21 protein-coding genes are annotated in these 24,364 nt (G+C 67.4%); 11 read left to right on the plus strand and 10 right to left on the minus strand.

What is annotated here, in order from left to right; genetic code table 11:
* Positions 1 to 2 precede the first annotated feature (2 nt).
* Positions 3 to 1,016 (minus strand): hypothetical protein, encoded by a 1,014-nt coding sequence (locus ACTG4X_RS33115; protein ID WP_440532925.1) that lies wholly within the window; start codon positions 1,014 to 1,016, stop codon positions 3 to 5.
* A gap of 160 nt (positions 1,017 to 1,176) precedes the next feature.
* On the opposite strand from ACTG4X_RS33115, the gene ACTG4X_RS33120 reads away from it, so the two are divergent.
* From ACTG4X_RS33120 to ACTG4X_RS33130, 3 genes are all read left to right on the plus strand, one after another.
* Positions 1,177 to 2,151, plus strand: a complete 975-nt coding sequence (locus ACTG4X_RS33120) for a tripartite tricarboxylate transporter substrate-binding protein (protein WP_440532926.1) — start codon at positions 1,177 to 1,179, stop codon at positions 2,149 to 2,151.
* Positions 2,152 to 2,270: 119 nt separating this feature from the next.
* Positions 2,271 to 3,008, plus strand: a complete 738-nt coding sequence (locus ACTG4X_RS33125; protein ID WP_440532927.1) for a hypothetical protein — start codon at positions 2,271 to 2,273, stop codon at positions 3,006 to 3,008.
* Entirely contained in the window at positions 3,005 to 5,431 is a 2,427-nt protein-coding gene (locus tag ACTG4X_RS33130) for a hypothetical protein (protein ID WP_440532928.1), read from the plus strand. The genes ACTG4X_RS33125 and ACTG4X_RS33130 overlap by 4 nt, the downstream gene beginning before the upstream one ends.
* Positions 5,432 to 5,452: 21 nt before the next feature.
* Here the strand turns inward: ACTG4X_RS33130 and ACTG4X_RS33135 are convergent, their stop codons facing one another.
* Entirely contained in the window at positions 5,453 to 7,567 is a 2,115-nt protein-coding gene (locus ACTG4X_RS33135; protein ID WP_440532929.1) for a PQQ-dependent dehydrogenase, methanol/ethanol family, read from the minus strand.
* 143 nt (positions 7,568 to 7,710) lie between these two features.
* Here ACTG4X_RS33135 and ACTG4X_RS33140 point away from each other — a divergent pair, with 143 nt between their 5' ends.
* Positions 7,711 to 8,943, plus strand: a complete 1,233-nt coding sequence (locus ACTG4X_RS33140) for a helix-turn-helix domain-containing protein (RefSeq protein ID WP_440532930.1) — start codon at positions 7,711 to 7,713, stop codon at positions 8,941 to 8,943.
* Here the strand turns inward: ACTG4X_RS33140 and ACTG4X_RS33145 are convergent, their stop codons facing one another.
* The 4 genes from ACTG4X_RS33145 to xylF form a co-directional block, all read right to left on the minus strand.
* The gene (locus tag ACTG4X_RS33145) at positions 8,944 to 10,098 is read right to left on the minus strand and encodes an ROK family transcriptional regulator (RefSeq protein WP_440532931.1); all 1,155 of its coding nucleotides are present in this window, start codon (positions 10,096 to 10,098) and stop codon (positions 8,944 to 8,946) included.
* A 7-nt stretch (positions 10,099 to 10,105) separates the two neighbouring features.
* Positions 10,106 to 10,903, minus strand: a complete 798-nt coding sequence (locus ACTG4X_RS33150; RefSeq protein ID WP_093059350.1) for an ATP-binding cassette domain-containing protein — start codon at positions 10,901 to 10,903, stop codon at positions 10,106 to 10,108.
* A gap of 1 nt (position 10,904) precedes the next feature.
* On the minus strand, positions 10,905 to 12,095 hold the full coding sequence (locus ACTG4X_RS33155; protein WP_093076134.1) for a sugar ABC transporter permease: 1,191 nt from the start codon (positions 12,093 to 12,095) through the stop codon (positions 10,905 to 10,907).
* A 119-nt stretch (positions 12,096 to 12,214) separates the two neighbouring features.
* Positions 12,215 to 13,237: a D-xylose ABC transporter substrate-binding protein gene (gene xylF / locus ACTG4X_RS33160; RefSeq protein ID WP_093059354.1), complete on the minus strand. Its 1,023-nt coding sequence runs from the start codon at positions 13,235 to 13,237 to the stop codon at positions 12,215 to 12,217.
* 264 nt (positions 13,238 to 13,501) lie between these two features.
* On the opposite strand from xylF, the gene ACTG4X_RS33165 reads away from it, so the two are divergent.
* Positions 13,502 to 13,777, plus strand: coding sequence for a hypothetical protein (locus tag ACTG4X_RS33165; RefSeq protein WP_258352397.1), 276 nt, complete (start codon positions 13,502 to 13,504; stop codon positions 13,775 to 13,777).
* Positions 13,778 to 13,814: 37 nt separating this feature from the next.
* Here ACTG4X_RS33165 and ACTG4X_RS33170 read toward each other — a convergent pair whose 3' ends face one another.
* Together ACTG4X_RS33170 and ACTG4X_RS33175 are read right to left on the minus strand one after the other, a co-directional pair.
* Entirely contained in the window at positions 13,815 to 14,315 is a 501-nt protein-coding gene (locus tag ACTG4X_RS33170; RefSeq protein WP_093059428.1) for a ferritin-like domain-containing protein, read from the minus strand.
* Positions 14,316 to 14,778: 463 nt separating this feature from the next.
* Positions 14,779 to 15,543 (minus strand): SDR family oxidoreductase, encoded by a 765-nt coding sequence (locus tag ACTG4X_RS33175; protein ID WP_426390718.1) that lies wholly within the window; start codon positions 15,541 to 15,543, stop codon positions 14,779 to 14,781.
* Between the two features lie 134 nt (positions 15,544 to 15,677).
* On the opposite strand from ACTG4X_RS33175, the gene ACTG4X_RS33180 reads away from it, so the two are divergent.
* Together ACTG4X_RS33180 and ACTG4X_RS33185 are read left to right on the plus strand one after the other, a co-directional pair.
* A complete protein-coding gene (locus ACTG4X_RS33180) occupies positions 15,678 to 16,604 on the plus strand; it encodes a LysR family transcriptional regulator (protein ID WP_440532932.1) in 927 nt (308 codons plus the stop codon).
* Positions 16,605 to 16,682: 78 nt separating this feature from the next.
* Positions 16,683 to 17,708, plus strand: coding sequence for a Bug family tripartite tricarboxylate transporter substrate binding protein (locus ACTG4X_RS33185; protein ID WP_093059362.1), 1,026 nt, complete (start codon positions 16,683 to 16,685; stop codon positions 17,706 to 17,708).
* 6 nt (positions 17,709 to 17,714) lie between these two features.
* On the opposite strand, the gene ACTG4X_RS33190 is transcribed toward ACTG4X_RS33185, so the two are convergent.
* Both ACTG4X_RS33190 and ACTG4X_RS33195 read right to left on the minus strand, forming a co-directional pair.
* Positions 17,715 to 18,038 carry a DUF1840 domain-containing protein gene (locus ACTG4X_RS33190; RefSeq protein ID WP_440532933.1) on the minus strand — a complete coding sequence of 108 codons (324 nt, stop codon included), beginning with the start codon at positions 18,036 to 18,038 and terminating at the stop codon, positions 17,715 to 17,717.
* Between the two features lie 11 nt (positions 18,039 to 18,049).
* Positions 18,050 to 19,318, minus strand: a complete 1,269-nt coding sequence (locus ACTG4X_RS33195) for an SAM-dependent methyltransferase (RefSeq protein WP_093059430.1) — start codon at positions 19,316 to 19,318, stop codon at positions 18,050 to 18,052.
* 131 nt (positions 19,319 to 19,449) lie between these two features.
* Between ACTG4X_RS33195 and ACTG4X_RS33200 the strand changes: the two genes are divergently transcribed.
* Genes ACTG4X_RS33200 through ACTG4X_RS33215 form a run of 4 tightly spaced genes read left to right on the plus strand, consistent with a single transcriptional unit; the run spans position 19,450 to position 24,364 of the window.
* Positions 19,450 to 21,834 carry a bifunctional salicylyl-CoA 5-hydroxylase/oxidoreductase gene (locus ACTG4X_RS33200; protein ID WP_440532934.1) on the plus strand — a complete coding sequence of 795 codons (2,385 nt, stop codon included), beginning with the start codon at positions 19,450 to 19,452 and terminating at the stop codon, positions 21,832 to 21,834.
* A gap of 1 nt (position 21,835) precedes the next feature.
* Complete coding sequence (locus ACTG4X_RS33205) at positions 21,836 to 22,315, plus strand: MarR family winged helix-turn-helix transcriptional regulator (protein WP_093059368.1); 480 nt, start codon at positions 21,836 to 21,838, stop codon at positions 22,313 to 22,315.
* Positions 22,312 to 23,166 carry an enoyl-CoA hydratase family protein gene (locus tag ACTG4X_RS33210; RefSeq protein WP_093076145.1) on the plus strand — a complete coding sequence of 285 codons (855 nt, stop codon included), beginning with the start codon at positions 22,312 to 22,314 and terminating at the stop codon, positions 23,164 to 23,166. Before ACTG4X_RS33205 ends, ACTG4X_RS33210 begins: the two co-directional genes overlap by 4 nt.
* 4 nt (positions 23,167 to 23,170) lie before the next feature.
* Positions 23,171 to 24,364 carry an acyl-CoA dehydrogenase family protein gene (locus tag ACTG4X_RS33215; RefSeq protein ID WP_440532935.1) on the plus strand — a complete coding sequence of 398 codons (1,194 nt, stop codon included), beginning with the start codon at positions 23,171 to 23,173 and terminating at the stop codon, positions 24,362 to 24,364.

Consider the following 24,364-nt stretch of genomic DNA (forward strand, 5'->3'; position numbering starts at 1 on the left):
AGTCAGTCGCGGCGGTACAGCCAGCGCGTGGCGGCGCGCATCAACACCACCACGAGCACCGAATAGATCAGCACGAGCGCCAGGGCGAAGCCGATGAGGCCGCCCGCGTTGTCGAAGCTGTGCGACCACGTCGCCAGCATCACCCAGGCCAATGCGATGGCGATGCAGCTGACCTGTACCAGCACGAAAGCCAGCACCGCGGCCGCCACGGCCCTGAAAGGCCGCACCCGCGCCAGCCCGGCATTGGCGCCCAGCCAGCCGCCCCAGAACGCGAGCGCGAAGGCCACCAACGGCGGCAGCATCCAGGCGATCAGCAGTTCGAGCCCATCCATGCCGCGCGCGACGGATGTCCAGCGGCTCACGACCACGCCGCTCCACATCTGCAGCGATGCGAACACCGCGGCGCCCACGAGGGCCACGGCGCGGCGCGGCGATGTGCCGATGGCTTCATCGTCGTCCTGCTGCTGCGCATCGGAAGGCACTGCACTGCCCGCTCTCAGCGCGAACCAGGCCGAGACCCACACGCCGAGCACGAGCAATATCAGCTGGGCGACGGACTGCAAGACCGTGAACACCGCCATCGCCGCGCTCATGGACGTCGAGCCGAAAAAATCATGCAGGCGGCCGCCCGGCATGAAGAGCAGTTGCACTTCGTAGAACAGCGGGCTCAGTAAGTAGAAGTTCAGCACCAGCACCGCGATGTACACCGCGGCGTAGCGGATGCGGGGTTGGGGCAGCCGCGCCACGCTGCCAACGCCGCGCTTTTCGAGCGCATTGCGCCCGTGGCTCCAGGCCAGCGCCGCCGCCAGCACCCAGGCCATGCCGATGCTGAACACCATCGGTATCCACACACCCGGCAGGGCATAGGTGCTGCGCAGCTGCTCGCCGTGGGGCGAATCGGGCCAGAGCTGGATGGCCATGTTGACCAGCACCATCGCGGCATCGATGGCCACGGTGACGAGCGCAAGATCGCGCGGCAGGCGCTGCGCGCTTGCGGGGGAAGGGGTCGTCGTCATGGGAATGCTTTTTCTCGCTTTACATGGCGCATGCGGTGGCATGCGCGGAAGAAGCAAGGGTATCGGATGACGACGCGAACCTAAGGGCTATTCGCTATAGGTCAGGCAGCAGTCAGCCTTTAAGATCGCGGCGTTTTTATTACCCCCTCCCGGAGACGACATGAAGAAACTGTTCGCCCTCGCGGCGATTGCCGCCGCAGCCGCCGGTGCTCACGCCCAGGACTTTCCCGCGGGCAAGACCGTTACGCTGGTGGTGCCTTTCGCAGCCGGCGGCCCGACCGACCGTGTCGCACGAGATCTGGCGGAGGCCATGCAGAAGACGCTCGGCACCACGATCGTGGTGGACAACACCGCGGGCGCGGGCAGTTCCATCGGCACCGCCAAGGTGGCGCGCGCCAACCCCGACGGCTACACGCTGCTGCTGAACCATATCGGCATGTCGACGATGCCGGCGCTGTATCGCAAGCTGCCCTTCAACGTCGAGACCGACTTCGAATACCTGGGCATGGTCAACGAAGTGCCGATGACGCTGATCGGCAAGCCCGGCCTGCCCGCCAACAACTACAAGGAACTGACGACCTGGATCGCGGCCAACAAGGGCAAGATCAACCTGGGCAATGCTGGCCTGGGCGCTGCGTCGCACCTGTGCGGCCTGCTGTTCCAGAGCGCGATCAAGGTCGAGATGACGCCCGTGCCGTACAAGGGCACGGCCCCAGCCATCGCCGACCTGCTGGGCGGCCAGATCGACCTGCTGTGCGACCAGACGACCAACACCACGTCGCAGATCGAGGCCAAGAAGGTCAAGGCCTATGCCGTGACCACCGCCAAGCGCCTGACCACCCCCGCGCTGAAAGACCTGCCGACGCTGGACGAGTCGAGCCTGAAGGGCTTCGAAGTGACGATCTGGCACGGCATGTACGCGCCCAAGGGCACGCCCGCGCCGGTGCTGAAGAAGCTCAACGAGGCCATCAAGGCCGCGATGAAGGACCCAGGCTTCATCAAGCGCGAAGAAGCGCTGGGCGCCGTGATCACGACCGACAAGCGCGTCGAGCCGGCGGAGCACAAGAAGTTCGTCTCGGCTGAAATCGCGAAGTGGGGTCCGATCATCAAGGCTGCCGGCGTGTACGCCGACTGATCGATTCACCGCAGCCACAAGCAGCCGCAAGGCCGCCTGCGCCCCCCGGGCCAGGCGGCTTTTTTCGTTATGCTGGCCGGGATTTTTCTTCCACCCTCCCGCCCCTTTCGCCCTCTCCCATGCGTTTTCGCAGCGCGGCCTTTCCGGTCTTCCTGGCCCTGCTGGCGCATGACGGCATGGCCCAGCCGCAGACGCTGCTGTGGGTCTGGGACCGGCCCCAGCTTTTTTCCGCGCTGCCAGAAGGCGCAGGCGTGGCCTACCTGCATGCCACGGTGCAGCTGAGCGGCGAGCGCAGCCGCACGAGCTGGCGTCAGTGGCCGCTGCGCATCGCGCCGGGCGCCACCACCGTGGTGCCGGTGGTCCATGTTTCACTCGACAACCTCGCGCCTTCGCCCGTCAACGACGCGCAGCAGGAGGCCATTGCCGCCGCCATCGAGCATGCCGCGAAGCACGGCAACCGCTCGGGCTGGGTGCAGCTCGACTTCGAGGCGCGCCGCAGCCAGCGCGAGGCGTATGTCGCACTGCTGCGGCGGCTGCAGCCGGTGCGCGCCGGCGGCGTGCGGCTCTCGGCCACGGCGCTCGCCTCATGGTGCATGAGCGACGCGTGGCTGCCTCCCGGCCTGCTCGACGAGATCGTGCCGATGTACTTCCGCATGGGGGCGGAATCAGCGCGCATTCGCCAGCGGCTCGACGCCACGGGCGCGGCCACGGTGCCGGCCTGCCGCGACGCGGCGGGGCTGATGCTCGGCGAGGCATGGCCCGTGCTCGGCAGCGTGAAGCGGCGCTATGTGTTCCACGCGGGCGCATGGAAGAACGAAGACTTCGAACAACTCGGCAACAGGGATTCGCATAAATGATTCTTTCAACAGCAAACGCGATGCGCGCCGGCGCCAGGCTGCTTGCAATGGCCGCGCTGCTCGGCAGCGCTCTCGCGGCTCATGCCAGCGGCGGCGGCGACCCCGAGGACCTGTTCTTCGCCACCACCCGGCCCGACCAGCCGGTGCGCGAGTTCGTCGAGCGGCCCGCGGGCTACTACACCGACTACCTCGTGCCCTACCAGGTGCTCTGGTACTGGCGATTGCACGGCCAGCCGTTCTCTTCCGACGCCGTGCGGGCCTTCTCCGATCTGCTGGAGAAGCTGCCGCGCGAAGACAACGGCATGGCCGAAACGGACGACGCCTGGATCGAATGGCGAAAAGCGCGCGACGACGCCAATGCGAAGCTCGATCCCCAGTCGCCCCGCGACAGGCCCGCCCTGCTGGCGCCTTCGCAGCAGCAGCCGAAATGGAACGCCAGCAGCCTGCAGGCGAGCCCCAACTGCTTCTACGGCGACGCTTTCCGCAACGCCACGAAGACGCTGGCCCAGCGCATGACGCGTGCCGCCGGCGACAAGGCGGCCACCCCCTACGTGCGGCATTGGCTGCAGGCGCAAGACGCGGTGTTCGACACCTGCAACAAGGAGCCCGGCACCATCCCCGAACTGCCACCCCGCGCCCCCGCCTGGCTGCAGGCCGACCATGCCTACCAGCTGGCCGCACAGCGCTTCTACGCCGACGATCTCGACGAGGCCGACACCGCGTTCACCGAGATCGCGGCCGACAAGGCCAGCCCCTGGCGCGACCTCGCGGCCTACATGCGGCTGCGCGTGCTGGCGCGGCAGAGCCCGGGCGGCGAGCCGTCTTTCTCGGAACGGGACGACGCCGGCAAGGAAAGCCCCGAGGCGCTGAAGCAGCAGGCCGAACTCACCAAAGCGGTCGATGCCATCGCGCTGCCGCTGCTGAAGAACCCACGCCTGCAGGCGCTGCATCCGTCGGTGCACCGGCTGGCCGAGGCACTGCGCATCCGCTACCTCACGCCCGGCACGCGCCTGCAGCGCCTGGCCGACAGCCTGAAGACCATGGGCGCACCCGATGTCGCCGCCGCCAGGCTGCTGTTGCTGAACCACGAGTTCCGCTACTGCATGATGGCCGGTTGTTCGTACGCCGGCCCGGATCAGAAGTCGGATCTCGTGCAGTGGCTCAACACGGTGCGCGGCTTCAACGGTCCGGCGAGCGGCATCACCGCCCAGGACAAGTGGCGCGAGAAGTTCAGCTGGAGCAACTACCAGCGCACGCACGACCTCGCCTGGCTGATGGCCGCGGCAAGCCTGGTGCCCGTGAGCACCGCCACCGACGACAAGCGCGAGGCCGAACTGCAGGCCGCATTGGCGGCCGTGCCCGAAGACCACCCCGCACGCTTCGCCGCCACCCAGTTGCGCGCCCAGCGCCTGTTTGCGCAGGGCCGCTTCAAGGAGACGCGTGAACTGGTCGCCAGTGCAGCCGATTCGCCCTTGATCGCACACAGCCTCTCGGGCCAGAACATCGTGAAGGCGCTGCTGCTGCCCACGGCCTCGTCGGAAGAGGAATGGCGCCGCCTGGCGATCCGCCTGGTGGTTGCTCGCCGCGACCCCGAGGCGATGGAAGCCAAACCCAATGCGGTGCCGCTGGCCAGCACCTTCGACGACGACGCGACGCGCTTCCTGAACACGCGCGCGCCGCTCGCAATGTGGCTGCGGCTCGCGGCCGACCCGGCGCTCTCGCCCGCGCTGCGCGACTCCCTGCTGGAGACCGCATGGACCCGCGCCGTGCTGGCCGAGGACTACGCCAGCGCTCGCCGCGCTGCGCAGATGCGTATCGCGTCACCGTCGCAGGGGGCTACCGCCAAGGGGCCGGACATGATCGCCGGCATCCGCCGCTCGATGGCGCTGTCGGTCACCGACACCGCCGCCTGGCGTCACCTGCTGCTGGAGCGCATGGCAAGCACCACCGAGGTGCTGTTGCCGCCGCACTGGCCCGTGGCAGACGGCATCCGGCCCACGCCGCTCAAGCCCTGGCTCGAACCGGCGTACGACCGCAGCATGGCCACCGGCAGCTACAGCAAGTGGTGCCGCCCGCTCGGCGTGATGACCACCGGCCCGCAGGCCGCCACGGCTGCCGATTTCGAGATGCCCGAGTTCCTGCCGCAGGACGAGCGTGCACAGCAGGCCGCGCTGGTCGCGAAGCTGCGCGCCATTCCGCAGGACTCGATCTACTTCACCCAGGAAAGCCTGGCGCTGATGCAGCGCAACCGCGCTGATCCGCTGGTGCCGCAGGCGCTATCGGTCGCGGTGAAGATGGCGCGCTACGCCTGCCCGGACAAGGCGGTGGGCGACTGGTCGCGCAAGGGCCTTCAGACCCTGCACGCGAAATACCCGGATTCGACCTGGGCCGCCAGCACCCAGTACTGGTACGGCGGCCGGTAGCCAAGGAGAGAGCGGCCCTCCCTACTTCGGGCGTATGGCGTCCGCCGTCCCCTGGATGAAGGCCTTGATGCTCTCGATGTCGTCCCCCGAGAGCTTGCCCGTGAAGTCGGGCATGCCGCGCGCCATGGCCGGGCCCTTGAGGATGAACTTGTCCAGGTTCGTGATGTAGGCCGGGTCCATGTAGCCGAGGTTGGGGATGTTGCCGCCGCGGTCCACGCCGGGCACGCCGTGGCAGAACACGCAGTTGCTCACGTAGAGCATGGTGCCGGCCTGGACCTTGGCGGGGTCGTACTTCACGCCCTGCACCAGCTTGTCCATGCGGTACTGAACGAAGTCCGGCATCTTGGCCGTGCCGCCCACCGCGAAGGTGTAGACCGTGCCCGGGCCCTGCCGCTCGGTGGCGCGCTGCGCCAGGCCGTACACGCCGCCCCAGCCCACAGCGACCGACACGTATTGCTTGCCGTCGACCATGTAGGTCGAGGGCGCGGCCACCACACCGGTGCCGGTGGGCGTTTCCCACAGCTTCTCGCCGGTCTTCGCGTTGTAGGCCAGCAGGCGGCCATCGGCCGTACCCTGGAACACGAGGTTGCCGGCGGTGGTGAGGGTGCCGCCGTTCCATGGCGATGCGTAGTCGACGCCCCACGCTTCCTTCTGAGCCACCGGGTCCCACGCCACGAGGCGGCCGAAGGGCTTGCTCGTGGGCGGCTCGACATTGGCGAACTTGCCGAGGTTCCAGCCCAGGCCCGAGTGCGGGCGGCCGGGCACGTTCTGGTCGAACTTCCAGTCCTTGTCGTCCATCAGGTTGATCGGCACGTGCTGCGCGGGCAGGTACGCGTACCCCGTCTGCGGGTTGAACGACATCGGGTGCCAGTTGTGCGCGCCGAAGGGGCCGGGGATGCTGTCGCCGGGCTTCTCGTTCTGGCGCGCGGCGGCAATCTCGATGGGCCGGCCGTTCTTGTCGTAGCCGGTGGCCCAGTTGACCTCGACGAAGTTCTTCGCCGAGATGAACTTGCCGCTGGTGCGGTCGATGACGAAGAAGAAACCGTTCTTCGGCGCATGCAGCAGCACCTTGCGGGCCTTGCCGTCGATCTTCACGTTGGCCAGGATCATCGACTGCGTGGAGGTGTAGTCCCAGTTGTCGCCGGGCGTCTCCTGGTAGTGCCACACGTACTTGCCGGTGTCGGGGTTGAGCGCCACCACCGAGCCCAGGTAGAGGTTGTCGCCGCCCTTGGGGCTGCGCGCCTTGGCGGCCCATGGCGAGCCGTTGCCGGTGCCCACGTACATCAGGTTGAGATCGGGGTCGAAGGCAAAGCTGTCCCACGCGGTGCCGCCGCCGCCGGCTTCCCAGTACTTGCCGCTCGGGTCCCAGGTCTTGGCGGCGCGCGCCATCGATTCGTCTTCGAAGGGCTTGCCCGGGTCGCCCGGCACCACGAACCAGCGCCACTTCTGGTCGCCTGTCTTCGCGTCATACGCCGTGACGAAGCCGCGCACGCCGTACTCGGCGCCGCCGTTGCCGATGATGACCTTGCCCTTGAACACGCGCGGCGCACCGGTGATGGTGTAGCTGCCCTTCTGGCCCTCGATGGTGTTCTTCTCCCAGACCTTCTGGCCGGTGGCTGCGTCGAGCGCGATCAGTCGGCCGTCGTAGGCCGCCACGTAGACCTTGCCTTCGTAGATCGCAACGCCTCGGTTCACCACGTCGCAGCAGCCCTTGAAGCCTTTGGACTTATCGACCTGCGGATCGAAGGTCCACAGTTTCTGCCCGGTGCGGGTGTCGATGGCATGCACCACGCTCCACGAGGCGGTGACGTACATGATGCCGTCCACCACCAGCGGCGTGGCCTCCACGCCGCGCGTCGACTCGAGGTTGTACGACCAGACCAGCCCCAGTTGCTTGACGTTGCCGGCGTTCACCTGGTCGAGCTGGCTGAAGCGCGACTCCGAATAGTCGAGGCCGACGCTGGGCCAGTCGGGTGTTTTCTTCTGCGCCGCGTTGGCGCGGATGAAGCTGCCGTCGACGCGCCTAGTGGCGGCTGCCGCGCGGTCCTGTGCGCTCTGGGCCGTGGCCGCCGTGTTTGCGCCCAGGCACAGCAAAGCGCCGGCGAGCACGAGCAGCCCGGAGTGTGTTTTTTTCATCGCAGGTCTCCTTTGTGGCTCAAGGATGGTCTGCGCGGGCTTCGCATTCATCTTCGGGATTTCCCCAGTCCGGTGCTGTTCCATTGCGGAACACATTCGATGCTGGTCCCGGACTCGGTCCCTTGCGGGAGGCAGCGAACACCATGGCCCTCGACGGAAGAAGAATCGGCACGGCGGATGCGCCGCGCCAGCTCTTTGCCAGCACGCCCGCGCAGCGCGTGGCGCTCGCGCGGCAGCAGTTCTTCGAGGAAGGCGTGCGCCCCTCGGGCCTCGTCGGCGAGGCGGTGATCCAGTCGTGGATGCGCTGCAGCCGCACGCACACCGACCGCCAGCGCATCGTGCCCTTCGACGCGGTCACGCCGAGCCGGCTGCACGCCACGCTCGCGCGCAACCGCGAACTGCTCGAGGTGGCACGGCAGGAGCTGGTGCAGATGGAGCACGCACTCGCGGGCACCGACTGCCGCGTGATCCTCACCGACAGCGAGGGCGTGCTGGTGCACGTCACGCAGCAGCCCGCCATGGCGCACCAGCCGGTGCTGTGCAAGACCGCGCGCGTGGGCGTGAATATCTCCGAGCGCATCGTCGGCACCACGGCACCGGGCATCGTGGCGAGCACCGGCCAGGCCTGCACGGTCAACGGCGCGGAGCACTACTTCGACGTGCTGTGCCAGATGCAGTGCGCGGCGGCGCCGATACGCGACGTGACGGGGCAACTGGCCGGCGTGCTCGACCTCACGGCAGAGGCGCGGCGCTTCGGCTTCGACGCGGCATCGATGGTGGCGCTCTATGCCACGACCATCGAGAACCGGCTGCTGCAGGCGCAGTCGCGCGACCACCTGATCCTGCGATTCCAGGCCAGCCCCACGCTGCTGGGCACGCCGCTCGAAGCGCTGGCCGGCATCGCGCCCGACGGCACGATCGCGTGGCTCAACAACGCGGGCGCGCGGCTGCTGGGCCGGCTGCCCGAAGCGGCGGACGAGCGCGATGTCGAACGCCTGCTGGGGCATGACCTTGCGAGCCTGCTGCGCCTTGGGCGGCGCGAGGCAGCGCAGCCGCTGCGGCTGGCGAGCGGGCTGGGCGTGTGGGTGCAGGCGCGGCTGAAGGGCGCGGATGGCGTGGACTTCCGGCATGCGGTGGCGATGCCCGGCGAAGCCACGCCGCTGGCCATCGAGCAGGATGCGCAGATGCCTGCTGCCGAAGCCTGCGAGCCCGAGCCCCATGCCGAGACAACGCTGCGCGAGCACAGCCGCAAGCTGATCGAGGAAACGCTAGTGGCGCACGGCGGCAATGTGTCGCAGGCGGCGCGGCAGCTGCGCGTGTCGCGCGGCACGCTCTATCGCCGGCTGCGCGGCTGGAAAGAAGACGCCGCGGACTGATCAGGCCGCGGCGCGGGCCAGCGCACGCGCGCGACGCGCCTTCGCATCGGGCTGCAGCGGCCGCAGGTATTCGTGCAGCGCCAATGCAGCTGCGCCCACCGCAGGCGCCAGCGCGCCGTAGCGCGCGGTGCGCAGGTCGGGCGCGGGCATACCGGCATCGTCAGCGTGGCGCTTCATGCTTTCGAACGCCGCTTGCGCAAAGCCGCGATGCTCGGCGCACGCCTTGCCGCCGAGCACGATCGCGCGCGGATTGAACGTGACCCACAGGTTCTGCAGCAGCACGCCGAAGAAGGCGGCGGCGCGCGGCAGGTCGACCCCCTTGCGCTCCAGCACGCGCGAACCGAAGAAGGCCTCGGCGCAGCCGCGTCGGCCGCACGAGCACAGCGGCCCGTCGAGTTCAAGGATGGTGTGGCCGATCTCGCCGGCCATGCCCTGCGCGCCGGTGAAGAGCCGGTCGTTCAGCACCACGCCGGCGCCCACGCCGACGTCGCAGTTGACGAAGACCAGCGGGTCTTCGCCCTCGCCCGCCGCGAACTCGTATTCGCCAAGCGCGGCGGCATCGGCGTCGTTCTGCAATTGCACGGTCACGCCGGGCAGGCTGATGGCGGCAAAGGCTTTTTCGAGCGCGGGCAGCAGGCTCACGTTGCGCCAGCCGAGGTTGGGCGCGAAGCGGACCACGCCGGTGCAGTCGTCCACCGCGCCGGGCACGCACACGCCGATGCTCGACAGGCGCAGGCCCAGTTGCTCCAGCTGCGCATTCGCGGCGGCCGCCATGCGCGCGACCTGCGCGCACACGCCGGCCGGCGAGCCGTCGGTGAGTGCGTGGGTGTTCGAGTGAAGCACCTCACCCTGCAGCGAGACGCACACGAGGCGCACGGTCTCGACCGCGATCTCCACGCCCATCAGCGCGCGCACGCCGACGTTGATCTGCAGTGGCGTCGAAGGCCGGCCGAGCCCGTCGGCCACGGTGGCGCCGGCCTCGCTGAGCCAGCCTTCGTCGATCAGCTCGCGCACCAGCAGGCTCACGGTCGACTTGGTGAGCCCGCTCTCGCTGGCCAGCCGCGCGCGTGACAGGCCGGGCTGCGCGCGCAGCAGCCGCAGCAGCACGCTGCGGTTCATGCGCTTGAGCAATTGCTGGTCGCCTATCGTCTTCACGACAACATCAGGCGAGCGCGGCAGTGTCGGCGTGATGGGCCTGCTCCTTGCCCTCGGGCCGCTTGCCGGCAATGATCATTCCGAGCACTTCGTCTTCGGTCACGTCGGCGGTGCGGTAGGTGCCGACCAGCTTGCCGTTCTTCATCACCGCGAGCCGGTCGCTCAGCGAGAACACGTCGGGCATGTCGTGGGTGATCAGGAAGATGCCCACGCCATCGGCCTTGAGCTGCTTCACGAGGCCGCCGACCATCGCGGTTTCTTCAGGGCCGAGCGCCGCGCAGGGCTCGTCCATGATGAGGATGCGCGCGTTGAAGTACAGCGCGCGCGAGATCGCCACCACCTGCCGTTGCCCGCCCGAGAGCCTGCGCACCGGCACGCGGATGTTGGTGAAGTTCTTGTTGAGGCGATGGAACACCTTGCGCGCCTGCACTTCCATGAAGTGATCGTCGAGCGTGCGCCACGGGGTCATCTTCTCGCGGCCGAGAAAGAGGTTCGACACGGAGTCGAGGTTGTCGGCCAGCGCGAGGGTCTGGTAGATGGTCTCGATGCCCTGGCCCTGCGCTTCGGCGGGCGTGCGGATGTTGACCTTCTCGCCCGCGATCAGCGTGTCGCCGGAGTCGATGGGGTAGGCGCCCGCGAGCATCTTCATCAGCGTGGACTTGCCGGCGCCGTTGTGGCCCAGCAGCGCGACCACTTCGCCGGGGTAGAGGTTGACGCTCACGCCGTCCACGGCCTTGACGCCGCCGAAGGCCTTGCGGATTTCGCGCAGTTCCACCAGGGGTCTGGAGGTGTCGATGTCTGCCATTTCAGTTCTCCCCAAACTTGCGGCGATACAGCACGTCGAACACCACGGCCACGATCAGCACCTGCCCGATGATGACCATGCGCTTGCCGATGGGCACGTCGAGCAGCAGCATGCCGCTGTCGAGCGACTGCATGATCAGCGCGCCCAGGACCGACCCGAAGATCGAGCCGCTGCCACCCGCGAGCGCCGTGCCGCCGATGACGGCCGCCGCGATCACGTACAGCTCCATGCCCGTGCCCAGCGAGTTGGTGCCCGCGTTGAGCCGCGCGATCGACACGATGGCCGCAATGGTGACCAGCACCGCCAGCAGCGCGAACAGCATCAGCGTGACGCGCTTGACCGGAATACCCACCAGCGCCGCAGCGTCGGGGTTGCCGCCCATCGCGAACACATAGCGCCCGAAGCGCGTGCGGTGCACGATGAACGACAGCACGATCGCCACCACCGCCCAGATCAGCACCGGAATCGGAATGCCCTGCGGCTCGCTCTTCGACGAGATCTGGTAGTTGTTCATGACCCATGCGAAGGCGATCACCACCGCCACCGGCACCGCGGTGATCAGCACGTCGAGCCACAGCGCCTCGGTCGGCATGTCGTAGCGCTGGCGCGCGCGGCGCTTTTGCAGCATGCGCCCGAACAGCACCAGCGCCACGATGGCAGCGAGCACCCAGCTCGCGGTGACGCCGATGCCGCCGTCATAGCCGCCGCCCAGGCGCTGGAAGAATTCGTCGTTCACCGGCTGCGTCTTGCCGTCGGCCACCAGGAAGGCCGCGCCGCGAAACGACATGAGGCCGCCCAGCGTGACCACGAACGACGGCACGCCGAGCACCGCCGTGAGCCAGCCCTGGTAGATGGACACCAGCAGCGCCACCGCGAGCCCCGCGAGGCAGGCCGTGGGCCACGACCAGCCCGAGGTGTATTGCAGGTACGCGATCAGCACGCCGACGAAGCCCATCACCGAGCCGACCGACAGGTCGATGTGGCGCGCCACGATGACCAGCACCATCACGGTCGACACGATGCCGACCACGGCTGTCTGCTGCGCGACGTTGTAGAGATTTTCGGGCGACAGAAACACGCCGCCCGACATGACGCTGAACACCACGGCCATCACGGCCAGCAGCACGCACATCAATATCAGCCGCAGGTCGATGCCCGTGCGGCGCCACCAGCCCGGTGTTGGATTGCTCATTCTTGAAACCCCCAGGGACTACAGGTGCGCAACCTGCCCTGGCCAGGCCCGTGATGGGCCGGCCCGAGGCGGCAGCGTTGCGCGGATGGACGCGCGACCGGCGCGTCCGTTGTTACGGCTTACTTGCAGGCGGCGGGTGCGCTCGCACCCGAGGCGCCCTTGCAGAGCTCGTCCTTCTTGATCCAGCCGGCCTTGACGACCACGTCGAGGTTGTCGCGCGTGATCGGCACCGGCGTCAGCAGGCGCGAGGACAGCGAGATCTTCTTGGCGCCGCCGGCCCATGGCGCGGCCTTGTCGACCGGCTTGCCGGCGGCCAGCGCCACGGCGGCGGTGGCGGCTTCGCGGCCGAGTTCGCGCGAGTCCTTCCAGATGGTGGCGGTCTGCGTGCCCAGCGCGATGCGGTTGAGCGCCGCGAAGTCGGCGTCCTGGCCCGACACCGGAATGCCGCGGATGCCCTTGGCCGTGAGCGCAGCCACCGCGCCGCCGGCCGTGCCGTCGTTGGCCGCGACCACCGCGTCGACCTTGTTGCCGTTCTTGGTGAGGATCTGCTCCATGTTCTTCTGCGCGACCTCGGGCTTCCAGCCTTCGGTGTATTCGTCGCCGACGATCTTGATGTCGCCCTTCTTGACGGCGGCGTCGAGCACTTCCTGCTGGCCTGCGCGCAGGAAGTCGGCGTTCGGGTCGCTCGGCGAGCCCTTGATGATCACGTAGTTGCCCTTGGGCTTGACCTTGAAGACTTCGCGCGCCTCCATGCGGCCGACCTCGACGTTGTCGAAGGTGATGTAGAAGACGCCGGGCGCCTCGATCAACCGGTCGTACGCCACCACGGGCACCTTCTGGCGCGTGGCCTTGGTGACGGCGGGCAGGATGGCGTCCTTGTCCATCGCCAGCACGATGAGCGCCTTGGCGCCCTTGGACATCAGGCCCTCGATGTCACCGAGCTGCTTCTCGGGCGAGCCGCCCGCATCGGCACTGATGTACTTGGCGCCGAGCTTCTCCAGTTGGGCCTTGATGGCAGCCTCGTCGGTCTTCCAGCGTTCTTCCTGGAAGTTCGACCAGCTCACGCCGACCACGGTCTGCGCCATCGCGCCCACGGCCGTGAGACCGAAGGCCATGGCGGCCAGGGTGTGTTTCAGTTGCATCGATGTCTCTCCAATGTTGGTGCGCCCCGCAGGGATCAGCCGTGTAAGAAATTAGTTAGTTTGAAGGGCGAACTAACTATCCCATCGCGGCGGGACTCTGGGCATCCGGGAATTCCCGGAGCGCATTGCGACCCTTGTCGCGGGATGCGGTCCTACGTTGCGGGCGTGTGCGGCCCGGTATCTTTCGCATCCCTCCCGCCTGGCGGGAGGCCATATTCCGAACGCTCTCCCGACCTTTGTCGCCGATGAACAAGGAGACAAGAAATGCTCACAGACATGCTCATGCTCAGGCAGATTGCCGCCACGCGGCTACCCATGGTGATGTCCTCGCGCAAGGACATCGATGAAGTCCTGAAACTGCGCGCGGCCGGACTGGTGCTCGCGCTGGTGCCCTCGGCCGCGGACATCGCGAAGATGCCGGGCCTGCGCGTGGTGCAGGTGCTGGCGGTCACGCAGAAGGGTTTCGAGGCGCTGCAATGCGTGCGCTATCCGGGTGAAGGCACGCGTGAAAAAGGCCGGGAGGTCCCGGCCTTTTCGTGAGGCGCCGCGAGATCGGCGCGAATCCGATCAGCGCGAGTTACTCACGCGCACGCGCGGCGTTGCGCAGGTCGCGGATCTGGTCGTGGTTGCGCTGCGCGCCTTCGGCCTGCATCGCGATCACGCCGCGCACGTCGGCAGGCAGGTTCTGCTTCATCGCCTTGCGATAGCGTGCAACCGCCGCGTCTTCGCCGCGCTCGCACGACTCCAGGATCGAAAGCTCGCTGTTCGCGCCCAGCGATCCCTTCACGTGCACCCATCCGCGGTGCAATGCGCCGCTGGTGGTGCCGCCGGAAGCCGGTGTGCCGCCGTAGGTGGTGACGAGCGCGATCAGTTCGGCACCGGCCTTCCTGCATTGCTCGGCGCGGCTGGCAAACAACTGCTTCGCCGCGGGGTCCTTCACTTCTTCGGCGCAGGCGCGAAAGCCGTATTCGCCGTCGCGCGAGTTTTCGAGCAGGTCGTTGAGCACGTCCACGACCTCGTCGTTGGCGAGGATGGGGCCTGTGTTCAGGGTGTCTGTGGTTGCTTCGGTGTATGCCATGTCGGGGTCCTTTCGTTGCCCGTCTGTGCGACGGGCCAAGTCTGCGGGGTTCAGCCTTGCCTCTGCTTTCATTGATTGCTCTGGCGGCTGAGCGAAGACCCATGGTTGAAAGATCGACGGCGCCGCCGCGTCGTCACATTGGGCGATCCTGCGTAGGCGAAGGACGACCCGCTCCGGTGTCTTCACTGCGTGCAGACGCTGAGCGCAGACGCGCGGGAAAACTCTGGGGAAAGTTTTGGCACAAGGAGCCGGTTGTCCACAGCCGGCCCGACCGCCCTTAAGTTGTTCCTCTTTCGAGGCCGTCCCGAAAGCAGAGGTGCGCACAGTGAAGCAGGCAGCGCAAGTCGTTGTCAGCCATGGAAAAAAGCACAGTTTCCACAGCGGGGGTTTACCCTTATCTACTACTACTATCTTTAATAAGAAAAATAAGTAGAGAAGAAGGGACCGGCCTGGCGAGCAACAGTCAGGCCGCGAAGCCGCCGTCGATATTCAGGCTGGCACCGGTCACGAACGCCGCTTCGGGGCTGGCCAGGTAGCCGACCATGCCGGCGATTTCTTCCGGATGGGCATGGCGGGCCAGCGCCATCAGGCCGTGCATGGCGGCAGCGTTGGGGCCGTCGACCGGGTTCATGTCGGTGTTGACCGGGCCGGGCTGCACGTTGTTGACCGTGATGCCGCGCGGGCCGAGGTCGCGCGACAGGCCCTGGACCATGCCGACCAGCGCCGACTTGCTCATCGCATAGGCGCTGCCGCCCGGCCAGGGCATGCGCTCGGCGTTGGTGCTGCCGATGTTGATGATGCGGCCGCCTTCGCCCATGTGGCGCGAGGCCGCCTTGGCCGCGACAAACACGGCGCGCACGTTGACGTTCAGCGTCTTGTCGAAATCTTCGAGCGAGAAGTCGTCGAGGGTGCCACCGAGGAACACTCCGGCGTTGTTCACGAGGATGTCGATCTTGCCGAAGGCGCGGGCCGCTTCGTCGATGCCGGCGGTGAGCGCGGCAGCGTCGGCGCTGTCGATCTTCAGCGCGAGGGCGCGGCCGCCTTCGGATTGGATGCTGCGCACCAGTTCGTCGGCCGGGGCGGCCGAGCTGGCGTAGCTGAAGGCCACGGCGGCGCCGTCGCGCACCAGGCGCCGCACGATGGCGGCGCCGATGCCGCGCGAACCGCCGGTGACGAAGGCGACCTTGCCGGCCAGGACGGCGGAAGAAGAAGCAGTGCTGGAAGTCATGATTTTTCCGATCAGTTGAAGGAGGACGGGAGAAAGAAGACCTTCAGTGTCGGCATTTCATTCCCTCGGCGGTAGCCATCAATTGGCGCAATCAAATTCAACCTAAAGTTGAAGATGAGAATGAAAATGCGGCCATGGAACCGCTCAATCACCTCGAATCCTTCGTGCAGAGCGCGGAGGGCGGCAGCTTCTCGGCCGCCGCCCGGCGCCTGGGGCTGACGCCGGCCGCGGTCAGCAAGAATGTGGCGCGGCTCGAGGCGCGGCTGGGCGTGCGGCTGTTCCAGCGCAGCACGCGCAGCCTGACGCTCACCGAGGGCGGCGAGCGCTTCCTGGCGCAGATCGGCCCCGCGCTGGCCACGCTGCAGGAGGCCGTGGCCGGCATCGACACCGACGACGGTCAGCCCGCCGGCACGCTGAAGGTGAGCATGGGCCAGGCCTTCGGGCGCGAGCACGTGCTGCCGCTGATGGGTGACTTTCTCGCGCGCTACCCGGCCATCCTGCCGGACTGGCATTTCGACAACCAGCAGGTCGACCTGGTCGGCGAGGGCTTCGACGCGGCCATCGGCGGCGGCATCGAGCTGTCGGCCGGGCTGGTGGCGCGGGAGCTGGCGCGCATCCACGTGGTGGCGGTGGCGTCGCCGCGCTACATGGAGGGGCGCAAGCGGCCGCGGCACCCCTCGGATCTGGCGGAACTCGACGCCCTGCTGCGCCGCTCCTCGCCCACGGGGCGGCTGCGCAGCTGGACGCTGCGGCAGGCACGCGGAGAGGAGGTCACGGTCGATCTGCCCCGGCCGCGCGCGATCTTCAACGACCCCGAAGCCATCGCGCATGCCGCACTGATGGGGCTGGGTGTGGCGATGCTGCCGATGCCCTTCGTGGAACGCGGGCTGCGCAGCGGCGAGCTGCTGCGGCTGCTGCCCGAATGGCACCAGGACGCGGGCGCCGTGTGGCTCTACTACCCGAGCAAGAAGCTGCTGCCGCCGAAGACGCGCGTGTTCATCGACTTCGTGCTGGAGCGTTTTCGCAACGAGCGGTTTGCGCAGCGCATGCAGGTCGCCTGAGCCGACTGTGCGTCGACCCACCGGCTCACGGGGTTTTCACCCGCGACGCCCGTGGCGCGCACCTGTACAAACGCGCGCATGACTTCTTCTTTCTCTCTCTTCAAGCCCAGTCGCCGCACCGCGCTGGCCGCATCCGTAGCCACCGCCCTGACCCTGATGGCCGCCCCTTCGTGGGCACAAGGCACCTGGCCGACCAAGCCGGTGCGCATCGTCGTGCCGTTTGCGGCCGGCGGCACCACCGACATCCTGGCGCGCGCCGTGGCGCCCGAGCTGTCGAAGGCCTTCGGCCAGCAGTTCATCGTGGACAACCGTGCGGGCGCGGGCGGCAACGTGGGCGCCGAGATCGTGGCGCGCGCGCCGAACGACGGCTACACGCTGCTGATGGGCACGGTGGGCACGCACGGCATCAACCGTGCGCTGTACCCCAAGCTGCCCTTCGACCCGATCAAGGACTTCGCGCCCATCACGCTGGTGGCCGCCGTGCCGAACGTGATGGAGATGAACGCCGACAAGGCCAAGACGCTGAACATCCGCAACGTGCAGGACTTCATCAAGTACGCCAAGGCCAACCCGGGCAAGCTGAACATGGCGTCGAGCGGCAGCGGCACGTCGATCCACCTGGCGGGCGAGCTGTTCAAGAGCATGACGGGCACGTTCATGGCGCACATTCCGTACAAGGGCTCGGGCCCTGCGCTGCTGGACATGGTGGGCGGCAACGCCGACGTGATGTTCGACAACCTGCCCTCGTCGATGGCGCAGATCAAGGCCGGCAAGCTCACTGCCCTGGCCGTGACGAGCGCGCAGCGTTCGCCTGCCCTGCCGGACATTCCGACGGTGGAAGAAGTGGGGGGCCCGTCGCTCAAGGGTTTCGAGGCGAGCTCGTGGTTCGGGCTGCTGGCACCGGCCGGCACTTCGCCCGAAATCGTGAACCGGATTCAGCAGGAAGTGGCCAAGTCGCTGGGCACGCCGGCCATCAAGGAAAAGATGCTCGCGCAGGGCGCGATTCCGAGCGGGAATTCACCCGCCGACTTCACCAAGCTCATTGCGAGCGAGCATGTGAAGTGGGCGAAGGTCGTCAAAGACTCAGGCGCGAAAGTCGACTGACGGAGCTCAGGTCTTCCAGGTCACGTCTTTCTTCTCGGCCAGCGAATCCTTGAGCATGTGAAGCAGCGGGATTGCACGCTGGTGCAGCCCGACATGCTGCTTCTCGGCCTCGTTGGCGTGGCCTTCGACGGCGTAGTCGTCGTTGTTGTGGGCGTTGGAGCCCTCGCGCGCCAGCGCGGCTTCGATGGCCGCGATGGCGTCGGGGATCTGCTCGACCGTGATGATGCCTTGCGGGGCCGCCGACTTGCCGACGATGTCGAGCAACTGGCGCGCATGCACTTCGAGCATCACGAAGTCGGGGGAGGCTCGGGACTGGAATCGATAGAGCATGGTGTTTTCACTCACTTGTAGATGTAGTCACGGGCAAAAGGGTACACCGATTGCGCGCCGCGCAAAACGCCGTGCTCGACCTTGCCGTCGGGCCTGGTGGACAGCATCTGGTGCAGCGAGATCCAGCCCTGCTCGAAGCTCATGGCCGAGCCCGCGAGGTAGAGGCGATAGGCCCGCAGCACGCGCTCGGCGTTCTCGGCCTGGCGGCCGCCGTTGCGCTGCAGCACCTCGCGCGCGGTGTCGAGCTGCGCCTCGAGTGCATCCGACCAGGCCCAGAGCGTGCGCGCATAGTGCGGGCGCAGGCTCTCGGTGTCGACCATCTCCAGGCCAGCCGCGGCCGTCTCGCGCAGCACGTGCGTCACGTGCAGCAGTTCGCCGCCGGGGAAGATGTATTTCTCGATGAAGTCGCCCATGCCGGCGCCCAGCTGGCGGTAGTTGAGCTCGCCCGAAGTGATGCCGTGATTCATGACCAGGCCGCCCGGCTTCAGCAGCGAATGGATCTTGCGGAAGTAGGTCGGCATGTTGGCCGCGCCCACGTGCTCGAACATGCCGACCGACGAGATCTTGTCGAAGGGCTGGTCGACCGACAGCTCGCGGTAGTCGCGCAGCTCGACGCGCACGCGGCCCTGCAGGCCCTTCTGCTCGATGAGCCGCTGCACGTAGGCATGCTGGTTCTTCGACAGCGTGATGCCGGTGGCGTCCACGCCGTAGTGCTCGGCCGCCCACAGCAGCAGCGCCCCCCAGCCTGAGCCGATGTCGAGGTAGCGCTCGCCCGGCTGCAGCATGAGCTTGCGGCAGATGTGGTCGAGCTTGGCTTCCTGCGCCTGCGCCAGCGTGAGGTCGGGCGTGCGGAAGTAGGCGCATGAATACACGCGGCGCGGGTCCAGCCACAGCGCGTAGAAGTCGTCGGAGACGTCGTAGTGGAACTCGATCTGGGCCGCGTCCTTGCGCAGCGAGTGCGAGCCATGGGACTTTGCCCGGTGCTGCAGGCGGCTCCACCAACCAGTGTCGGTTTCGGCCGGGTTGCCGGGCAGCATGCCGACGGTGGCGTCGATCAGGTCGCGCATGGCGCCCTCGATCTGCACCTTGCCCTCGACATACGCCTCGCCGATGGCTCCCACCTGTCGGGCCGCCAGCTTGGCGAGCACCGTCCACTCCTTGAAGGCCAGGGTGACGCGGGCTCCCGCCTGGGCAACGCGCCGGCCATCTGGCAGCTCCAGCGCGATGGGGACAGGCAGCGAAGCCAGCTGCGACTCGATCTTGGGTATCAAGTTTTGCATGGGGCCCATGGTATTGATTTTTCCAAGTTTTTGCATGACTACCCGTGTCAGCGGCGGCCGCGAGCGGCACGCCGGGCGCCCGGTGCGAATCGGGATTGACATGAGATTGTTTATGTCTAAACTATTGAACCATGAACAGCATCAGCCCGCTCAAATCCGCTCCCGCTTCGGACCTCCAGCGCATCCTGTGCATTGGCGGGGGGCCGGCGGGTCTCTACTTCGCCCTGTTGATGAAGGCGCGCAACCCTGCGCTGCAGATCACCGTGGTGGAGCGCAACCGCCCCTTCGACACCTTCGGCTGGGGCGTGGTGCTGAGCGACCAGACGCTGGGCAACCTGCGCGCGGCCGACGCCGACACCGCGGCGCTCATCGGCAACGAGTTCCATCACTGGGACGACATCCAGGTGTTCTTCAAGGGCCGCCAGGTGCGCTCGGGAGGCCACGGTTTCTGCGGCATCGGCCGCAAGCGGCTGCTGAACATCCTGCAGGAGCGCTGCCTCGCGCTTGGCGTCGATCTGGTGTTCGAGACCGACGCCACCGACGACCAGGCCATTGCCGCGCAGTACAACGCCGACTTGGTCATTGCCAGCGACGGCCTCAACAGCCGCATCCGCCAGCGCTACGCCGACGTGTTCAAGCCCGACGTCGATCTGCGCAACTGCCGCTTCGTCTGGCTGGGCACGCACCAGACCTTCGACGCCTTCACCTTCGCCTTCGAACAGACCGAGCACGGCTGGTTCCAGGCGCACGCCTACCAGTTCGACGACAAGACATCGACCTTCATCGTCGAGACGCCCGAGGCCGTTTGGAAGGCCCATGGCCTCGACCAGATGGAGCAGCCCGAGGCCATCGCCTTTTGCGAGAAGCTGTTCGCCAAGTACCTCGGTGGCCACTCGCTCATCAGCAATGCCACGCACCTGCGCGGCTCGGCCAACTGGATCCGCTTTCCGCGCGTGGTGTGCGAGCGCTGGACGCACCGCATCGACGTCGAAGGCCGCTCGGTGCCCGTGGTGCTGATGGGCGACGCCGCGCACACGGCGCACTTCTCCATCGGCTCGGGCACCAAGCTCGCGCTGGAAGACGCGATCGACCTGGCCAACGAATTCGCGCAGGGCGGCACGGTCGACCATGTGCTCGAAGGCTACGAAGCGCGCCGCAGCGTCGAGGTACTGAAGATCCAGAACGCCGCGCGCAACTCCACCGAGTGGTTCGAGAACGTGCCGCGCTACACCGGCATGGAGATCGAGCAGTTCGCCTATTCGCTGCTCACGCGCTCGCAGCGCATCAGCCACGAGAACCTGCGCGTGCGCGACACGCAATGGCTCGGCGGCTACGAGCAATGGCTGGCGGGCGGCAAGGCGATGGCGCCGATGCTCATGCCCTACAAGGTGCGCGGGCTCACGCTGAAGAACCGCATCCTGGTGTCGCCGATGGCCACCTACAGCGCGGTCGACGGCGTGCCGCAAGACTTTCTGCTCGTGCACCTGGGCGCGCGCGCTCTCGGCGGCGCCGCCATGGTGTTCGTCGAAATGACCAGCCCGACGCCCGAAGGCCGCATCACGCCGGCCTGCACGGGCCTGTACAACGACACGCAGCAGGCCGCGTTCAAGCGCATCGTCGATTTCGTGCACACGCAGTCGAGCGCAAAGATCGCCATGCAGCTCGGCCACAGCGGCCCCAAGGGCTCCACCCGCGTGGGCTGGGAAGGCACCGACGAACCGCTCGAAAGCGGCAACTGGCCGCTGCTGGCTGCGAGCGCGCTGCCCTACGGCGAACAGAACCAGCTGCCCGCCGCCATCACGCGGGCCGAGATGGACACGCTGCGCGACCAGTTCGTCGCCTCCACCCGTCGCGCCGTCGAATGCGGCTTCGACTGGCTCGAACTGCACTGCGCGCACGGCTACCTGTTGTCGGCCTTCATCAGCCCGCTCACGAACCTGCGCACCGACGAATACGGCGGCGACATCGAAGCCCGCTGCCGCTATCCGCTCGAAGTGTTCCGCGCCATGCGCGCCGTGTGGCCAGCGGACAAGCCCATGAGCGTGCGCATCTCCGCGCACGACTGGGCGCCCGGCGGCAACACCGATGCCGATGCAATCGTGATCGCGCGCCTCTTCCAGGAAGCCGGCGCCGACTTCATCGACGTGTCTTCCGGCCAGACCACGCGCGACGCGAAGCCGGTGTACGGCCGCATGTACCAGACGCCGTTCTCGGACCGCATCCGCAACGAGGTCGGCATCTCGACCATCGCGGTCGGCGCCATCACCGACGCCGACCAGGCCAACAGCATCATCGCCGCCGGCCGCGCCGACCTGTGCGCCGTCGCGCGTCCGCACCTGGCCGACCCGGCGTGGACGCTGCACGAAGCCGCCAAGCTGCAGAGCCGCGACGTCGACTGGCCCAAGCAATACCTGAGCGGACGCGACCAGATGTACCGCGAGATCGCCAAGCAGCAACAGCTCGCAGCGGCAGCGAATGCCGCGATGGCCGCCCAGAGCGGCGAGGAGACGCACTGACATGGACCTCGAAGCGCGCGCGCACAGCGAACACCCCGAAGCACTGCGGCTCTGGCTGCGGCTGCTCACCTGCACCCAGCTGATCGAGAAGCAGGTGCGCAACGAACTGCGCTCGCAGTTCGCCACCACGCTGCCGCGCTTCGACCTGATGTCGCAGCTCGAACGCTCGCCCGACGGTCTCAAGATGAACGAGCTCTCGCGCCGCATGATGGTGACGGGCGGCAACGTGACCGGCATCACCGACCAGCTCGTGACCGAAGGGCTGGTCGAGCGCATCAACGTCGAGGGCGACCGCCGCGCCTGGCGCGTGCGCCTCACGCCGCGCGGGCGCAAGCTCTTCAACGAAATGGCGCAGCAGCACGAAGACTGGATCGTCGAAGCCTTCGCGGGCCTCAGCGGCAAGGAGATCTCCCAGCTCCACAAGCTGCTCGGCAAGGTCAAGGAACACTCACACAACCAATTGATAGTGGAGACCGAATGAAGCACTACATCGGCGCAGGCAACCCCATGCGCGCGCAATTCGAAGCGAAGGCAGCCTACAAGGCCGAGCACTTCGCATGGAGCTACGAGGCCGGCGTCGGCACCGTCACGCTGAACCGGCCGGAGCGCAAGAACCCGCTCACGTTCGACTCGTATGCCGAGTTGCGCGACCTGTTCCGCGCGCTGAACTACGCGACCGACGTGAAGGCGATCGTCGTGACCGGCGCGGGCGGCAACTTCTGCTCTGGCGGCGACGTGCACGAGATCATCGGCCCGCTGACCGGCATGCGTATGCCCGAGCTGCTGGAGTTCACGCGCATGACAGGCGATCTGGTGAAGGCGATCCGTGCGTGCCCGCAGCCCATCGTCGGCGCCATCGACGGCGTGTGTGCCGGCGCCGGCGCAATGATCGCTCTGGCCTGCGATCTGCGCTACGGATCGCCCGCCACGCGCACTGCATTCCTCTTCACGCGGGTGGGTCTTGCCGGTGCGGACATGGGCGCCTGTGCACTGCTGCCGCGCGTGATCGGCCAGGGCCGCGCATCGGAGCTGTTGTTCACCGGCCGCGCGATGACGGCGCAGGAAGGCCACGCCTGGGGCTTCTTCAACGCGCTGCACGAAAGCGATGCGCTGCTCGAAGCCGCCACCAAGGTGGCGCGCGAGCTGGCCGAAGGCCCGAGCTTCGCGCACGGCATGACGAAGACCATGCTGTCGCAGGAATGGTCGATGACCATCGACCAGGCCATCGAGGCCGAAGCGCAGGCACAAGCCATCTGCATGCAGACGGAAGACTTCAAGCGCGCGTACGAAGCCTTCGCAGCCAAGCGCAAGCCGGTGTTCGGCGGAGACTGACGCGATGATGACCAAAGCACCCGCCCCGCCATCGACTGCGCACCTTGCGCTGCCGTTCTTCGACGATGCGCATCGCGCGCTCGCCGACGGCCTGCTGCCCTGGGCTGCTGCGCAGGAAGTCGACGAGCGTGATGACCGCGCCGCCTGTCGCGACTGGGTTCAGCGGCTCGGCGCCGGCGGCTGGCTGCGCTACTGCGTGCCGGGAACGTCCGGCGGCGCGCTCGAACGACTCGACTCGCGTGCCCTCGTGCTGCTGCGCGAAACGCTTGCCTTTCACTCGCCGCTCGCCGACTTCGCGTTCGCGATGCAAGGCCTCGGAAGCGGGGCGATCACACTTGCAGGCACGCCGGAGCAGCACGCCAACTACCTGACGGCGGTTGCCAAGGGCAGCAAGATCGCGGCCTTCGCGCTCAGCGAACCCGAAGCGGGCTCCGACGTGGGCGCGATGGCCATGCGCGCCGAAGCAACCGCCGACGGCTGGATGCTCAACGGCGAGAAGACCTGGATCAGCAACGGCGGCATCGCCGACTTCTACTGCGTCTTCGCGAAGACCGACCCCACCGGTGGCACGCGCGGCATCACGGCCTTCATCGTCGATGCAACGGCGCCCGGCCTCGACACCTCTGCGCACATCGACGTGATGGCGCCACATCCGCTGGCCACGCTGCGTTTCGAAAACTGCATCGTGCCGCGCTCGGCGCAGCTCGGCGAGCTCAACGGCGGCTTCAAGCTCGCGATGCGCACGCTCGACATCTTCCGCGCTTCGGTAGCGGCTGCTGCGCTCGGCATGGGTCGTCGCGCGTTGGCTGAAGCCATTGCGCATTCGAAGAGCCGCCGCATGTTCGGCCAGACGCTGGCCGACTTCCAGCTCACGCAGGCCAAGCTCGGCGAGATGGCCGCGCTGATCGACAGCGCTGCTCTGCTCACGTACCGCGCTGCGTGGATGCGCGACGACGCAGAGCAACGCGGTGCACCGGCAGTGGGCGACGTCTCTGCCGCAGCCGCAATGGCCAAGATGTGCGCCACCGAAAACGCAGGCCGCGTGATCGACATGTCGCTGCAGATGCACGGCGGCCTCGGCGTGAAGGTTGGCACGAAGATTGAAAGCCTCTACCGCGACATCCGCTCGCTGCGCATCTACGAGGGCGCGACGGAAGTCCAACAACTGATCATCGGCAAATCTGTTCTGCGGGGATAA

The sequence above is a fragment of the Variovorax sp. YR566 genome (genome assembly GCF_051992195.1).
In the GTDB taxonomy this organism is placed as follows: domain Bacteria; phylum Pseudomonadota; class Gammaproteobacteria; order Burkholderiales; family Burkholderiaceae_C; genus Variovorax.

Bases quoted from the DNA above. Each gene is read 5' to 3' on its own strand.
- ACTG4X_RS33135 (WP_440532929.1), bottom strand. From the start codon at position 7,567: ATGAAAAAAACACACTCCGGGCTGCTCGTGCTCGCCGGCGCTTTGCTG.
- ACTG4X_RS33200 (WP_440532934.1), top strand. From the start codon at position 19,450: ATGAACAGCATCAGCCCGCTCAAATCCGCTCCCGCTTCGGACCTCCAG.
- xylF (WP_093059354.1), bottom strand. From the start codon at position 13,237: ATGCAACTGAAACACACCCTGGCCGCCATGGCCTTCGGTCTCACGGCC.
- ACTG4X_RS33175 (WP_426390718.1), bottom strand. From the start codon at position 15,543: ATGACTTCCAGCACTGCTTCTTCTTCCGCCGTCCTGGCCGGCAAGGTC.
- ACTG4X_RS33210 (WP_093076145.1), top strand. From the start codon at position 22,312: ATGAAGCACTACATCGGCGCAGGCAACCCCATGCGCGCGCAATTCGAA.
- ACTG4X_RS33215 (WP_440532935.1), top strand. From the start codon at position 23,171: ATGATGACCAAAGCACCCGCCCCGCCATCGACTGCGCACCTTGCGCTG.
- ACTG4X_RS33190 (WP_440532933.1), bottom strand. From the start codon at position 18,038: ATGCTCTATCGATTCCAGTCCCGAGCCTCCCCCGACTTCGTGATGCTC.
- ACTG4X_RS33155 (WP_093076134.1), bottom strand. From the start codon at position 12,095: ATGAGCAATCCAACACCGGGCTGGTGGCGCCGCACGGGCATCGACCTG.
- ACTG4X_RS33165 (WP_258352397.1), top strand. From the start codon at position 13,502: ATGCTCACAGACATGCTCATGCTCAGGCAGATTGCCGCCACGCGGCTA.
- ACTG4X_RS33180 (WP_440532932.1), top strand. From the start codon at position 15,678: ATGGAACCGCTCAATCACCTCGAATCCTTCGTGCAGAGCGCGGAGGGC.
- ACTG4X_RS33185 (WP_093059362.1), top strand. From the start codon at position 16,683: ATGACTTCTTCTTTCTCTCTCTTCAAGCCCAGTCGCCGCACCGCGCTG.
- ACTG4X_RS33120 (WP_440532926.1), top strand. From the start codon at position 1,177: ATGAAGAAACTGTTCGCCCTCGCGGCGATTGCCGCCGCAGCCGCCGGT.
- ACTG4X_RS33150 (WP_093059350.1), bottom strand. From the start codon at position 10,903: ATGGCAGACATCGACACCTCCAGACCCCTGGTGGAACTGCGCGAAATC.
- ACTG4X_RS33205 (WP_093059368.1), top strand. From the start codon at position 21,836: ATGGACCTCGAAGCGCGCGCGCACAGCGAACACCCCGAAGCACTGCGG.
- ACTG4X_RS33195 (WP_093059430.1), bottom strand. From the start codon at position 19,318: ATGCAAAACTTGATACCCAAGATCGAGTCGCAGCTGGCTTCGCTGCCT.
- ACTG4X_RS33125 (WP_440532927.1), top strand. From the start codon at position 2,271: ATGCGTTTTCGCAGCGCGGCCTTTCCGGTCTTCCTGGCCCTGCTGGCG.
- ACTG4X_RS33115 (WP_440532925.1), bottom strand. From the start codon at position 1,016: ATGACGACGACCCCTTCCCCCGCAAGCGCGCAGCGCCTGCCGCGCGAT.
- ACTG4X_RS33170 (WP_093059428.1), bottom strand. From the start codon at position 14,315: ATGGCATACACCGAAGCAACCACAGACACCCTGAACACAGGCCCCATC.
- ACTG4X_RS33140 (WP_440532930.1), top strand. From the start codon at position 7,711: ATGGCCCTCGACGGAAGAAGAATCGGCACGGCGGATGCGCCGCGCCAG.
- ACTG4X_RS33130 (WP_440532928.1), top strand. From the start codon at position 3,005: ATGATTCTTTCAACAGCAAACGCGATGCGCGCCGGCGCCAGGCTGCTT.